Origin of the sequence: Enterovibrio norvegicus DSM 15893, from assembly GCF_900115495.1 — a bacterium.
Classification (GTDB): Bacteria; Pseudomonadota; Gammaproteobacteria; order Enterobacterales; family Vibrionaceae; genus Enterovibrio; species Enterovibrio norvegicus.
The window spans coordinates 43,571-56,172 of sequence record NZ_FOWR01000013.1 but is presented as its reverse complement, the minus strand read 5'-3'; the positions used below and the strand labels follow the sequence as shown (position 1 = coordinate 56,172).

The window sequence follows — 12,602 nt, the reverse complement described above, 5'->3', positions numbered from 1 at the left end:
AAGCATGATCTGAGAAAAAACGATCTGAAAATAACAATGATACGAACGAGAGAATTGATGAAACCTAAGGGGAATGCATGTTAGCCAAGGAAGCAGCTTCGACGCATGACGATCACACCTTACCTGCTGAGGTTGAGGGAAATTTCGATGTTGCAAATCAAGCCCAAAATTTACTGTCTTTGATGAATGATGAGCAATATCAGTTTGTGGCTGCACCTTATTTGCAAAGTTCGATTGGTCAGCACATGCGACATATTTTGGATGTGTACCGTGCCTTGATGGCGTGGCCAGACAACGATTTTATTGATTATGACGCCCGTCGTCGGGCGCACCCTGTAGAAACCGACTTCACGATTGCGCAAGCAGAATGGCAAGTAATCAATGAATGGTTAGCCAGCGTGACGCCGACATCGATCAACATGGCGTTGCGTGTTAACGGTGAAGTCAGCCTGACGCACCATGCGCCGTCCGTAACGGCATCAACACTTGGCCGTGAGTTGGCTTTTGTGGCAAGTCATGCCGTACACCATTTCGCGCTTATTCGCGTGAGTTTGAGTGCGCAGGGCATTGAAACCGACACGAGCTTCGGCTTGGCACCTGCAACTGCGACGTTCTGTCGCGAGGGGAACTGATGTGTACCGTTAGTTGGTTATTGAACGACAAAGGCTATGAAGTGTTTTTCAATCGCGACGAGCAAAAAGGCCGTGCGATTGCAAAACCGCCTCAGCATTTCGTGAGTAACGATGTGCAGTTTGCTATGCCTCTTGATCCTGACGGTGGCGGCACTTGGATCGCCATGAATAACCAAGGCCTGTCTTTGTGTTTGTTGAACTTCTACCAAGGCGACATTCCTGATCGGCCATTGATCAGCCGTGGTTTGTTGGTAAAAAGGCTCGCCCCGTCTGCGTGTGTGGCAGATGTTGTTGCTGTGTTGAATGACCTACATTTAGGCTCCTATGCGCCATTCACCTTGTTAGTGTTCGCACCCGATCTGTCTGCCACCCAAGGGCATGTGATCGCGTTTCAATGGGACGGTCATGTACTGACTCAGCGCCCAAGCAAGGAACCCATGATTTCATCATCAGTGGCGTATGAAGAAGTGATGCTTGCCCGTCAAAATGCGTACAAATCCATCATGACGGAACCGCGTACCGTGGAAAAAGCATGGGCGTTTCATCGTAGTCATGTGCCTGAAGCGGGCTACAAGTCCGTGTGTATGCACAGAGAAGATGCCAACACCGTGAGCTTTACGCACGTAAAAGTGACCGAACATGATATGCAGATGGCCTATGTCGATGGCGCACCATGCAAAGAAGGGCCTGCTGTCAGAACACATTTACAGAAAAACATCCCTCGATTGAAATTGGTCGCGAGTGAAAAAATGTGAAAGAACTGAAGGGTTACTCGGTCTTATGAGTAGCACTTATTTTTTTCAAAGGAGCACACAAATGTCTCGTTTACTTCTTCTTATTTCGTTGTTTTTTAGTTCAGTCGCAATAGCGTCTGACGACATTTACACCGGCTTCTTTAGTAATAAAGCCGTGAGCGGGTATGACACCGTCTCGTTCCATGATGGTAATCCTGTAGAAGGGAAATCATCATTCAAAACCGAATATAAAGGGGCAGATTGGCTGTTTTCGAGCCAAGCTAATTTAGACAAGTTTTTGGCTGACCCTGATAAATATGCACCGCAGTATGGGGGCTATTGTGCCTGGGCTATCGCTGAAAAAGACGATTTAGCGCCGGGTGACCCTGACCACTGGAAAGTGGTAGACGGTAAGTTGTACCTAAACTATGACAACGATATCCAGAACAAATGGAATGCGGACATTCCGGGCTTCATTGAACTTGGTGATGACAATTGGGCGAAGCGCTAATTGCCCACCACTGTGCTCACGGTGAAGCCAATTATCAGCCGTGCACCGCTTTATCTTTACATGTAGTAATCCGACACTGGCCAATAAAGGCCAACGTGGGTGAGAAAAGGAAATCAATAACATGAAACGTTTTTTACTGCTTTTTTCGCTGCTTTTTTCTTCAACGACATTTGCAGCGCAAGAAATTTATACCGGCCTTTTTAACAACGATGCGGTCAGTGGGTATGACGCCGTGTCTTTCTGGGAAGGTGGCCCAATTGAAGGGAAATCAGAGTTTGAAACGGAATATCGTGGCGCAGATTGGAAGTTCGCGAGCCAAGCAAACCTCAACAAGTTTCTTGCTGATCCTGAGAAGTATGCACCGCAGTATGGCGGTCATTGTGCATGGGCAATTGCAGCCAATGACGGTTTAGCGCCGGGCGATCCGACCTATTGGAAAATCGTGGATAACAAGCTGTACCTTAACTATGACAAAAAAGTGTCAGAGACATGGCACACCGATATTCCAGGCTTCATCGTGAAAGGTGACGAGAACTGGGAAAAACGTAAATAAGCGCTGATTGTCCGGCGTAACAATTAATCACTCACAGACCGAGGATCTGCAGCGCTCCACCTTACTCGGTCTTTGTGAAAAAAAAGAATAAGTGGGAGAACCCATGACGACAACCAGCCCCTTTTTGTTGCCGAGAAAGAGCCCATTTGGCGTTGTTGAGAAGACGCTAGAGTCCATTACAGGGCTCCGTACCCTCGACAAGTATTACCGCAAACGTCCCGATGAACTTGATACAGATGCCTTCCTCACATACACACTGGATGTATTGGGGATTGATTATTTTGCTTCTCCTTCTGACATTGAACACGTTCCTGCATCAGGCACGACCGTTGTTGTTGCTAATCACCCATTGGGTGGAGTGGAAGGTGTCATTCTGGCTAAACTGCTGCGACACGTGCGCAGTGACGTCAAAGTGTTGGCAAACCACTATCTTAAACGCATTCCCGAATTGAGCGATTTGTTCATTGGTGTGGATGTGTTTGAAGGTGAAAACGCACGACGTGCAAACATGCGCGCGCTTCGTGAAGCACACCAACATCTCGGTGATGGCGGTTTGTTGCTCGTTTTCCCTGCTGGCGAAGTATCAACGTTTGATGAAAATGGCTTACTGCGAGACAAAACGTGGAGCCGCTCTGTGGGTGCCATGGTAAGAAAGCACAAAGCTGCTGCGTTACCTGTTTTCATCGGTGGTCGAAACAGCCGCAAATTCTACCGCGCGGGGGGTATTCACCCACTGTTGCGCACGGCGCTGCTAGGCCGTGAATTGCTCAATAAACGCGGACAATCTATTCCTATTTCGATCGGCGAGCCGATCGCATGGAAAGAAAGCAGAGGCTTTGAATCTGATGATTCCCTCGTCAATTATCTGCGCTTAAATACTTATCTATTGAGCCGCGAGAAGGCGTTAACCTTGCCGCTGCAAGAAACGGCTGGCGAAGCGATTGCGCTCGAAGCCAATGGCGATGTGTTGCAAGCGGAAATCGATGCTTTACCCACGTCGGCGCATTTACTTTCTTCCGGCGAGTTCGATGTGTTGTGTTGTGAAAGCACACAGATCCCTAATGTGTTGCAAGACATTGGTCGTATCCGAGAAGTGAATTTCCGCGCTGTTGGCGAAGGGACGGGTCTTGCTTGCGACTTAGATGACTACGATAACGATTACAAGCACCTGTTTATTTGGGATCGCGACGCAAAGCAATTGGTTGGCGCGTACCGTATCGGTCGCGTTGATGACATTATTTCACGACGTGGTCTCGACGGCTTGTATTCTCGTAGCTTGTTCCAATATGACGAACGCCTCATTCAAAGCATGGGGAACGCATTGGAAATGGGCCGCTCTGTGATTGATGTAAAATATCAACGCAGCTTGAGTGCCTTGCTACTGCTTTGGAAAGGCATTGCCACCTATGTGAGCCGTGATCCTGACATCACGACGCTGTTTGGCCCTGTCAGCATCAGTAACGACTACCCGCTACAAGCGCGTCGTTTGCTCGCTGAAAGCCTGAGCATTCACCATTACGACGAAGGCATGGCGAAGTTGGTACAACCGACCACGCCACTTGAAAGCGCGTCCCCTGTGCCTTGGCACACATCGATGCTTTCAGGGCTAGGCGACATGCAGCTTTTATCCAAAGTCATTGGGCGCATGAGTGAAGGGCTGGGTGTGCCAGTGCTGTTGAGGCAATACCTCGGCTTAAACGGCAAGCTGGTGTGTTTTAACGTTGATCCTGCCTTTAACGATGCCCTTGATGGTTTGATTGTGGTGGATCTTCGTAACGTACCCGTGAGAACGTTAGGGCGTTATATGGGGAAAGAAGAAGCGCATCGCTATCTTGCATTCCATGCTGACGAAACGGCATTGGAAACCGAAGAAAAGACGGCTGAAAAGTAAGTGGTTTCCTTTCAAGAGGTTCACTCGTATAAGCCTCAACGTAAACCTTAACTTGAGCCTTAACCTACGCTTTAATCATCAAATAAGCGCCGATAAGGCGCTTTTTTGATCGTGTTTTTGGGTTAGCTGCGCTGTGCGGCTGTTAGAAGTTCAGCTTCGCACCCACAGAGACGGTGCTGGTTTCAGCGCTGCCGCGATCTTGATAACCGAGTTCCAATGCCAAGCCTGGGCCAATTGCAGGCGCTAGGCTAATGCCCACAGCGGCGAGTACGCCCCAACCATCTTCTGTTTCAGTTGCGTAGGTATTTTCGTAGTAGTTACCGCCACCACGCACATACACATCACCCAGCACAATGGGCAGGTTCACTTGCAGCGCAAGTGGAATGGAGGTGGATTTAAAATCTTGGTCAACACCGCTGTCATCAGGAATATCAGCCGTTGTTTCGCCGTAACCTGAATATACGCTGGTGAAATCGTTGATGCGCAAGGTGCCGTTAATCGCCCAAAAATAACCAGTCGCGCTATTTCCTTTGTATTTAACGTCTGTGATACCTGCATCCGCACCGATTTGAAGAGGAAGCACCATGGCAGCAGAAGACGATGCAAAAAGTAACGCACCGAGTGCAGGAAGGGCTGTAATGATCCGTTTGATGGCCATGTATTCACCTCATGTGATGGTCAGAAAGCAGTTATGGTCGTCACAATTGTGCGACGAGTGTCTGGCTAATATTGTAGGAGCGAATGCTTAAAGGCGTGTTGAGGCGTACTAAAAATTGGCAACCAGATCAGATATTTGTGAACTGCCCCCCAAGGAATGTGACGTGGTAAACGGTTTCTACCGGAGAAAGGTTTCATCAGCGAAAGGTCGAGATGAAAAAAAACGGCACGCAATAGGTGCCGTTTTTGATGTCGGTATACGAGGACTTGAGCGCGAGTTCGCGTTTTCCGTCGCGTTTAAGCGGTTGTCTTTATGACACTTATGCCGTTACAAGCGCAGATACCACACCAATCAAACCACCGAACACGCCGCCCCAAACCACAAGCCAGCCTAGGTGTTCACGGATCATCGTTTGAACAATGTCTTTCACCATGTCTGGCGTCAACTCATCCAAGCGTTGCTCAATCACGGTTTCAATGTTGCTGGTGATGTCGCCCATCATGTCAGGCTGTTCGATTTGGTTTTTTAACGCGTCACGGAAGCCATCTTGTTGGGTGATGTCGACCACAGATTCACGCATCTTCTCGACAAAAGGTTCACGTAATGGCGTCAGGGCTTCTGAACCACCAAACATCATCAACATGCCGCCGAATTGGCTGTTGTTGATCACATCAACAAGGCCATCGAATGTTGGGTTGAAGTCGATTTTTTCGATGATCGGTGAAAGATTCAAGCTGGTGCCATCGGTCATTTCTTTATTGAGGAAGCGATCGATATTTTCCTTGGTGAAGAACTGATCCATCATCAAAGATTTAATGCCCAGTTTGAAGGCTTCAAAACGCGCCTGAATAACCCCAGAACCGTAAAGGCCCGGCACTTTTTCAAACAGCATGTGCACGGCCAACAAGTTGGTCAATGAACCTGATAGTGCAAACAAACCGCCATAAAGGGCAATAGGTTGGTCAAGGTAGTAACCAGCAGCAAAAATAGCGGCTGCAATGAGGTTAGTCAGAAAGCTTTTATTCATTGTTATTGCTCTTTGAATTCAATGTGGAAAGCGGGGATTCTAATGGACGACGCTGTGTAGAACAACGGCTATTGTCATGAATATATGGGCAGGGTGATTGCAGGATCCCACCATGATAGGCATCGATACCCACGTGATTTGAATCCTGCATCTTGAGGTTTCTTGGGGTGACACCGTCTGCTTTGAGAGATCACGAGAAGTTCTGAGAACGCACAGCACGTGTCTGCGCGAAGTCGATTAATCTTGAAGGTATATCTGAAGATGCTCGATTTCTGAGGGCCTCCCTTCGGGCGAGTTTACTGACGCCTAGATCATAACGTCAGGAAACCCCGCTGAATCCTGCATCTTCAGGTTGTATGGGTATAGCATTCAGTAAAAGGATTACAGAGGATGGGCGTTCGTCATTGCTTGATAATGGTGTGTGTTTTTGTGCTGAGTGCATGCAGCAGCAATGGCCGTCCTTTTGATATAAAAAACCTCGCCAAATCTGACATGGACTTGATCACGGATATCCACATTGCGGAAGCCCGAACCTTAACGCAAAGCCTAATGGTCAAACTGTACAAGCGAAACCCCAGAGAACTCGCCAAAGTTCCTAACCAAACTGTGACCTCTCGTCTTGAATCTGTCATGACGATTGAACGGCCAGTTTATGGTTACCCAGAACTTGGGTATGTAGACGGTGTGGATGCACTTCATTTGGCATTTTCAGCGCGGTTTGAGGGCGATAGGGTGTTCGCGTTAATGGTGGGCGTCACGGGGATGTTGAGCAGTAGCTATAACCATCAACTTGAGTTTTTCATTCTCGATGATATCGACCAGCAAAAGCTCTATAACAGCGCGCGCAATCTCGAAACCGTCGCGTGGTTACTCAATACTCGAAAAAGCCCAGAAGGCGAACCATTACTGCTCGGGAATGGGTTCACAATAGACGGTACGCCAAATTACAGCTTTGAGCGTACCCTTGGGCAAATGATTATCATACAAGACATGATGGCCAAAATGGTTTCCGACCGCACCAACCGTGCGATCAACCAAGTGGTTCATGGGGTGGCCTCCATGACTTTCTTCCCTATCTAAGACAGCGTTTCTTTTTCGAACGCGGTTAACATATTCAAAACATTGCACTTATTCGGCGCTGTCCGTGATCTTGCTTCGGGCAACTTCTTGCGTTTATGAGCGAAATTTTGCTAGATATCGAGTCAAAAATTGCCTGATTACCTGTTCATTCACATAAGGTATTGATTTATTTTGCCTAAATAGTTGGATCTGTTTGTGCATCTATTGATGTGATTGTTAGCTAACCGTTTTGGAGAGGGTGCGAGATGCCAACCTCACTATACTCCTTTGACGAAGGCACATAGCGATAAGCATGGCGTGCTTATCTGCTTTTTGTGTTTTGGGGCGTTGGCAATCAAATACGTGACTGGCAATAATTCACGTCTATGGCTAGAAACGGAAATTGGCGAGAGTGATCAGTAGGTTATTGGCTTTCTATTCTGGTGGGTGTGCGCCCTCAACGTGCATTCGTAGGTCTTTTGATTAGCGGTAATTGTTGCTAAACGGATGGCAAATGACCCTGGTGACTGGAGTCTCGCCAAACTTCGTGAGTGTGGTTTTGATGTTCTCAAAGAGCGAGCCACAAATGAAAGATAGATGTCTAGAAAAATGAAACTGATCTAAGTGCAATCATATGCATTGTTTGTCTGAAAATGAGCACTCTTATGTGGTTTGTCTACATAAGAAGACATTCCAACGCTTGAAAAGATGGCAGAGTTAACGTCATAAAGTCGTTGGCATGTTTGAGTATTCGCTTGGTGTTTTGGCGAATGGTTGTCTTTCCTTCCTCGACGAGGTGCTGGACTGGAATAAGATGACGAAGTCTGTTTGCTCTCCCCCATACCGTTTCACGGATTGAGCGGACCATGCAATAGGGAACCTTGTTACTCCATGCTCCGATCGTTTCATCGCACCGATGATGCAAATTGTGCTCAACAGTTTGTGATTGCGTAAGAATTCATAATCCCGGAAGGTCTGTTTGTTTGATATTAATCGCAAAGGTTTTGCTTCTGTGGAAACACATGCTCAACCTATCGTCTCAACCGAGTTTGAATGCTTACCCTCGGTATTGCTGAATCAGTTTTACGCTAAACCCATTGAAGTATTACCTGTCTCCCATGATCAATTGTTGGCGGTGCTTTCGAATAACGCACATTACAGAGAACGTTTTGGTTTGACGCAACTGCCTGTGCATTTTCCCGCGCTACCTCGTGCGTTTTCTCAGAGTTTATTTCCTAAGTTAGGTGTCGTGAGTTGGAAAGACGTGGTGGGAATGCAGACCATCCCAGATGCGTTACTCAACACTGCAGATTATTCGCCCGTGCTGGAATGTTGGCTGAATGCGATTTCTGACCGCATGGCGCTGACGTTGCACGCCTATCGCTGTTCTTCGAACACGCCAAAACTGTATTTGTTTCCCAATCAAGATTTTCGTGAACGTTCGGAATATCGACTCTCTGTATCGCATGGCGAGATTCAAGGGGTGAACTGCTATTGCAGCCGTCGTGATTACCATGAGGAGTATTTGGAAGAGATTAAAACGTGGTGGTTATCGCTCGAGCCGTTTGAGACGTCACCTAATCTCACCCATATTTTTGTCGACATTGCATGGTGTAAGGCGCGTCGCGCTTACGTCATCATCGATGTGAACCCTAACCTTTACCTGCTTGATCAAGAAGTCGAAAGGCGCTGCGTCTAACAGCATTTTTCACGCATTGTCGCGTGGAAAAGAGAAGAGCCACGCAGTCTCATGTTCATTTTCACCTCACACTTATCCCTTGTATTTACTAAGGTAAGCTTTAAGGAAACCTTCGTAAATGCAAGGTAAGCATTCCCCAATGTTCAAATAGAAAACATCACGGCGCAAAACCATTTCACGTATCAGTAGTGGTACATCGTCGTGTCAGTTTTTCTGTTTTGATGACAGTTGTCAGGATGTCGACATAACAAAAAAGAGGGCGAACAGATGACCTACTCAAAGTCGCAAGATGCCATTAAAAAACTCACCCCTGAACAATATCGAATCACGCAAGAAAGTGGCACAGAGCGGCCATTTACTGGGGAATACGATAAACACTTCGAACCTGGTATTTACGTTGATATTGTTTCTGGTGAGCCTTTGTTTGCTTCATCGGCAAAATACAATTCAGGATGCGGCTGGCCTGCATTCTCTAAGCCGATTGAAAAGATCAATGTGACGGAACTTTTTGATGAAAGCCACGGTATGCGTCGAACGGAAGTGCGCTCTAAACATGGCGATAGCCATCTAGGGCATGTGTTTACGGATGGCCCAGCAGATCAAGGCGGGTTGAGATATTGCATTAACTCTGCATCGCTGCGTTTTGTACCAAAAGACCAAATGAACGCCGAGGGATACGGTGAGTATCTCGATCAAGCGGGCGAATAGCGCCTGTCTATGGTGAGAGAAAACAGCGTTAAGGGAATAAAATGGAAATAGCATTCGTAAATACACGCTTTGACCCAGATCTGATTGAGTTTCACGATGTGGCAAAGCAGATGGCCAAAAGCGTGGGGTACACCGCCGCTCTCAAGGTAGAAAAACAATTAGCCCAGTTGCTGCGTTTGCGTGTCGCACAAATCAATCCGTGTTCGTACTGTTTGATTTTGCACACCAAGGCCGCGCAGGATCAGGGGCTTCCTGCTGCTAAAATTGCCCACCTTGCGAGTTGGCGAGAGAGCAACATGTTCTCGAACGATGAGCGTGCTGCACTGGCTTACTGCGAAGCGTTGACGGAGTACGATTTGTCTGTGTTCCCGTCAACACACCTTGCGCTTCAAAATTATTTTGATGAAAAAGAGATTGCTGAAATCGCGGCTATCGTCATCAACATGAATCTTTGGGTGCGCTTGAAGTTAGCCCAAGGTGCAACGCCCGAAGTGAAAGGGGTAAATAGCGAAAATACATTGGGTTAACGTGATATCAGGATCCGCTCACTGTCCATTGATAACCCAGTGAGCGGGTGTCTTGCGAGAAAAAGAACAAAAAACAGACGAAATAATGTTGCAATCTGCAAGTGCTTGACGCGATCGTTTGCTTCGGACTTACCCACAGAAACTGTGCATAAAAAATGACCAATCTGACATCCTGCCATTTCCGTCGGTCATATTAATCAAACCACCCCTTCCTATATAAAAATGCCTCAAAACGGGCGTTTCTGGTGCTTTACCGTTTTTCATAAACGGGGGGCTGATAGTGCATTGACGTGTCTTGCTTCAAGAAGATATTGCTCGCCACCACACTCCCTAAACACACAAACCCCAGTGCGAAACAGGTCACGAGGTCGGGTTGTTCTGCGAATACAGGGAAAGCGATGAGCGTCGCGATAACAGGCGTCGCGCTGCCAAAGGCTGCGCTGCGTTCTGCGCCTAGCTGCTTCACGGCGTAGAGAAAGGTGCAGGTTGACACGATCCCTGCGCCCACGCCTTGCAACATGGTATGACTGAGTACATCACGCCATGGCCATGAGATGAATGCGGTGGCGTGCAATGTGCTGGGCAGGAGGTTAAACGCAATCGCAACGAACAGCATGAGGCTTGAACATATCGCGAGCAAGCCTGAGCACGCCAACGCGTTGAGGTTGGCGACGCGCGCGCATATCGTGAAGGTTGCCCACATTAAGCTGCCCATCAAAAACAACATATGGCCTTGAGATTGCGCCCAGTTGTAACTGCCTTGCAGGCTAGTTAGAACGAACAGACCCGTGCCAATGACAATAGCGATCAGCCCGATAACACGGTGGTGGCTGATGGGCTGGCGGAAAACGATCACGGCAATGGCGGTGACGAACAAGGGTAAGGTGCCGGGAACCAACGCGCTGCCGTGGGAAACGGGCACGTATTGCATGGCGGTGCTAGCAACCAACAAATAAGGTAAGCCACTGCCAATGAACATGCCGAGCAGATACCGTTTCGGTATCACTGCAATCTGTTTACGCGCCTGATAAACGAAAGGGGCGAGAAAGATGGCGGGCAAGAGAAAGCGAGTGATCGCGATGTCAGCGGGGAGCAGTGTGGAATTTGCGCCGCCTTTGAGTGAGAGGAAAAAACCCGCCCACAATAATAGGGTAACTAGCATGGCGAGGTAGCCTGTCGCTTTCGCCGACATGAATGCGTGTAACCAGCTCGTTCCTGTTTTTTCGCGTATGCCTGCATCCCTGGCGATTTCGGCGCTTTCTGCGATCTTTTGTGCCATCTTTTGTATCTTCCCTGTGAGCGATGCGAAAACACCATTATCAAGCAGGGTCTTTGGTGTAGGGTGGCAAACTAAGACCTAAATTGGGTGTTCGTTGATGGTTTAAGCTAATATTTTATTAAATATTGATGATAAAAAGCGTAAGAGTGATGGATCGTATTGATAAGCAGCTATTGGAATGGATGCAAAAAGACGCAAGGCTGACCACCGCAGAGCTGGCTGATTTGGTAGGGCTTTCCCCTTCACCGTGTGCAAGGCGAATAAAGCGACTAGAAAAAGACAACATTGTCGCGGGGTATCACGCTTCTTTGTCGCGCGACAAGGTCGGTATCGCCATGACGATGTTTGTTGAAGTGAGCTTGAATAACCATCAGGTCACGTCGGTGGATGAGTTTGAGCAAGCGATCAGTGATATGCAGGAGGTCGTAAGTTGCCACGTGGTGTCTGGCGCATACGATTATTTACTGGAAGTGGTCGCGAAAGATTTGGTGGGGTATGAACAGTTCACGCGTAAGCTTCAGTGCTTACAAAATGTGAAAGACATACACACGCAACTTGCTATCCGAAAGGTAAAGGATCGCGGCATTTTGCCTGTGTATGTCTAGGGTTAACAGACCCTAATATACCCAAACAACCTGAAGATACTCGATTTCAGAGGCCATCAGTGCGTTCAGTTCAAGGCAAATTCTTGTAGGAATAGTCATTCTATTTCACAGGAATTTAACGATGAAGTGGACGCACTGAGGGCCTCCCTTCGGGCGAGTTTACTGACGCCATGCTCGGTGTTATCCCTTTTTGATGGAGATCACTACATCGGCAAAGGGACACCTAGATCATAACGTCAGTAAACCTCGCTGAATCCTGCATCTTCAGGTTGTTTGGGTATATCATCATGCTTTCTTCTTCGTTTTTCCCTGTACCGCTTTAAATCGAGGGTTGGATTTACAAATCACGTAAATCCGCCCGCGACGTTTAACGATTTGGCAATCCTTGCTGCGTTTCTTTGCACTTTTCAATGAGCTAAGTACTTGCATTATTTGGTCGCCTTCTTGCTCAGTGCGCCGAATTGCTTGTTAAAGCGCGCAACACGTCCGTCTTGGTTTACCACTTTCTGTTTACCGGTATAAAACGGATGAGAGTGTGAAGACACATCAAGCGTGACATACGGATAAGTCTGACCATCAACCTCAACGGTTCTTGAGGTTTGCACGGTTGAACCTACCAAAATGTATTTGTCGGCACCTGTATCGTGGAATGCGACGGTGCGGTATTCAGGGTGAATGCCTGGTTTCATAGTTTAATCCTCGCTGTACTGTCAGCCTGA

15 protein-coding genes are annotated in these 12,602 nt (G+C 47.7%); 10 read left to right on the top strand and 5 right to left on the bottom strand.

Features of this window, described 5'->3' with window-relative positions:
- Positions 1 to 77 precede the first annotated feature (77 nt).
- From BM082_RS10075 to BM082_RS10055, 5 genes are all read left to right on the top strand, one after another.
- Positions 78 to 632 (top strand): DinB family protein, encoded by a 555-nt coding sequence (locus tag BM082_RS10075; RefSeq protein ID WP_017010465.1) that lies wholly within the window; start codon positions 78 to 80, stop codon positions 630 to 632.
- A complete protein-coding gene (locus BM082_RS10070; RefSeq protein WP_074926817.1) occupies positions 632 to 1,387 on the top strand; it encodes an NRDE family protein in 756 nt (251 codons plus the stop codon). The genes BM082_RS10075 and BM082_RS10070 overlap by 1 nt, the downstream gene beginning before the upstream one ends.
- 61 nt (positions 1,388 to 1,448) lie before the next feature.
- On the top strand, positions 1,449 to 1,877 hold the full coding sequence (locus BM082_RS10065) for a YHS domain-containing (seleno)protein (RefSeq protein ID WP_017010463.1): 429 nt from the start codon (positions 1,449 to 1,451) through the stop codon (positions 1,875 to 1,877).
- A gap of 121 nt (positions 1,878 to 1,998) precedes the next feature.
- A complete protein-coding gene (locus BM082_RS10060) occupies positions 1,999 to 2,430 on the top strand; it encodes a YHS domain-containing (seleno)protein (RefSeq protein WP_017015145.1) in 432 nt (143 codons plus the stop codon).
- Between the two features lie 103 nt (positions 2,431 to 2,533).
- Positions 2,534 to 4,321 carry a bifunctional lysophospholipid acyltransferase family protein/GNAT family N-acetyltransferase gene (locus BM082_RS10055; protein ID WP_017010461.1) on the top strand — a complete coding sequence of 596 codons (1,788 nt, stop codon included), beginning with the start codon at positions 2,534 to 2,536 and terminating at the stop codon, positions 4,319 to 4,321.
- 142 nt (positions 4,322 to 4,463) lie between these two features.
- Here BM082_RS10055 and BM082_RS10050 read toward each other — a convergent pair whose 3' ends face one another.
- Entirely contained in the window at positions 4,464 to 4,979 is a 516-nt protein-coding gene (locus BM082_RS10050; RefSeq protein WP_017010460.1) for an outer membrane beta-barrel protein, read from the bottom strand.
- Between the two features lie 319 nt (positions 4,980 to 5,298).
- A complete protein-coding gene (locus tag BM082_RS10045; protein ID WP_017010459.1) occupies positions 5,299 to 6,006 on the bottom strand; it encodes a DUF445 domain-containing protein in 708 nt (235 codons plus the stop codon).
- Positions 6,007 to 6,396: 390 nt separating this feature from the next.
- On the opposite strand from BM082_RS10045, the gene BM082_RS10040 reads away from it, so the two are divergent.
- The 4 genes from BM082_RS10040 to BM082_RS10025 all read left to right on the top strand — a co-directional run bounded on the left by BM082_RS10040 (position 6,397) and on the right by BM082_RS10025 (position 9,999).
- The gene (locus tag BM082_RS10040) at positions 6,397 to 7,086 is read left to right on the top strand and encodes a hypothetical protein (RefSeq protein ID WP_017015147.1); all 690 of its coding nucleotides are present in this window, start codon (positions 6,397 to 6,399) and stop codon (positions 7,084 to 7,086) included.
- A 958-nt stretch (positions 7,087 to 8,044) separates the two neighbouring features.
- Positions 8,045 to 8,764 (top strand): hypothetical protein, encoded by a 720-nt coding sequence (locus BM082_RS10035; RefSeq protein WP_017015148.1) that lies wholly within the window; start codon positions 8,045 to 8,047, stop codon positions 8,762 to 8,764.
- A gap of 267 nt (positions 8,765 to 9,031) precedes the next feature.
- Positions 9,032 to 9,472, top strand: coding sequence for a peptide-methionine (R)-S-oxide reductase MsrB (msrB, locus tag BM082_RS10030; RefSeq protein ID WP_017011999.1), 441 nt, complete (start codon positions 9,032 to 9,034; stop codon positions 9,470 to 9,472).
- Between the two features lie 41 nt (positions 9,473 to 9,513).
- The gene (locus BM082_RS10025) at positions 9,514 to 9,999 is read left to right on the top strand and encodes a carboxymuconolactone decarboxylase family protein (RefSeq protein WP_017012000.1); all 486 of its coding nucleotides are present in this window, start codon (positions 9,514 to 9,516) and stop codon (positions 9,997 to 9,999) included.
- Between the two features lie 250 nt (positions 10,000 to 10,249).
- Here BM082_RS10025 and BM082_RS10020 read toward each other — a convergent pair whose 3' ends face one another.
- Positions 10,250 to 11,191 carry a DMT family transporter gene (locus BM082_RS10020; RefSeq protein WP_208862523.1) on the bottom strand — a complete coding sequence of 314 codons (942 nt, stop codon included), beginning with the start codon at positions 11,189 to 11,191 and terminating at the stop codon, positions 10,250 to 10,252.
- A gap of 236 nt (positions 11,192 to 11,427) precedes the next feature.
- On the opposite strand from BM082_RS10020, the gene BM082_RS10015 reads away from it, so the two are divergent.
- Positions 11,428 to 11,883, top strand: coding sequence for an Lrp/AsnC family transcriptional regulator (locus tag BM082_RS10015; protein WP_017012002.1), 456 nt, complete (start codon positions 11,428 to 11,430; stop codon positions 11,881 to 11,883).
- 285 nt (positions 11,884 to 12,168) lie between these two features.
- Here BM082_RS10015 and ykgO read toward each other — a convergent pair whose 3' ends face one another.
- Both ykgO and BM082_RS10005 read right to left on the bottom strand, forming a co-directional pair.
- Positions 12,169 to 12,312, bottom strand: a complete 144-nt coding sequence (ykgO, locus tag BM082_RS10010) for a type B 50S ribosomal protein L36 (protein ID WP_017012003.1) — start codon at positions 12,310 to 12,312, stop codon at positions 12,169 to 12,171.
- Entirely contained in the window at positions 12,312 to 12,572 is a 261-nt protein-coding gene (locus BM082_RS10005) for a type B 50S ribosomal protein L31 (RefSeq protein WP_017012004.1), read from the bottom strand. The genes ykgO and BM082_RS10005 overlap by 1 nt, the downstream gene beginning before the upstream one ends.
- Positions 12,573 to 12,602: the final 30 nt, after the last annotated feature.

Bases quoted from the DNA above. Each gene is read 5' to 3' on its own strand.
- BM082_RS10045 (WP_017010459.1), bottom strand. From the start codon at position 6,006: ATGAATAAAAGCTTTCTGACTAACCTCATTGCAGCCGCTATTTTTGCT.
- BM082_RS10065 (WP_017010463.1), top strand. From the start codon at position 1,449: ATGTCTCGTTTACTTCTTCTTATTTCGTTGTTTTTTAGTTCAGTCGCA.
- BM082_RS10040 (WP_017015147.1), top strand. From the start codon at position 6,397: ATGGGCGTTCGTCATTGCTTGATAATGGTGTGTGTTTTTGTGCTGAGT.
- BM082_RS10055 (WP_017010461.1), top strand. From the start codon at position 2,534: ATGACGACAACCAGCCCCTTTTTGTTGCCGAGAAAGAGCCCATTTGGC.
- BM082_RS10005 (WP_017012004.1), bottom strand. From the start codon at position 12,572: ATGAAACCAGGCATTCACCCTGAATACCGCACCGTCGCATTCCACGAT.
- BM082_RS10020 (WP_208862523.1), bottom strand. From the start codon at position 11,191: ATGTCGGCGAAAGCGACAGGCTACCTCGCCATGCTAGTTACCCTATTA.
- BM082_RS10070 (WP_074926817.1), top strand. From the start codon at position 632: ATGTGTACCGTTAGTTGGTTATTGAACGACAAAGGCTATGAAGTGTTT.
- ykgO (WP_017012003.1), bottom strand. From the start codon at position 12,312: ATGCAAGTACTTAGCTCATTGAAAAGTGCAAAGAAACGCAGCAAGGAT.
- msrB (WP_017011999.1), top strand. From the start codon at position 9,032: ATGACCTACTCAAAGTCGCAAGATGCCATTAAAAAACTCACCCCTGAA.
- BM082_RS10075 (WP_017010465.1), top strand. From the start codon at position 78: ATGTTAGCCAAGGAAGCAGCTTCGACGCATGACGATCACACCTTACCT.
- BM082_RS10060 (WP_017015145.1), top strand. From the start codon at position 1,999: ATGAAACGTTTTTTACTGCTTTTTTCGCTGCTTTTTTCTTCAACGACA.
- BM082_RS10025 (WP_017012000.1), top strand. From the start codon at position 9,514: ATGGAAATAGCATTCGTAAATACACGCTTTGACCCAGATCTGATTGAG.
- BM082_RS10050 (WP_017010460.1), bottom strand. From the start codon at position 4,979: ATGGCCATCAAACGGATCATTACAGCCCTTCCTGCACTCGGTGCGTTA.
- BM082_RS10015 (WP_017012002.1), top strand. From the start codon at position 11,428: ATGGATCGTATTGATAAGCAGCTATTGGAATGGATGCAAAAAGACGCA.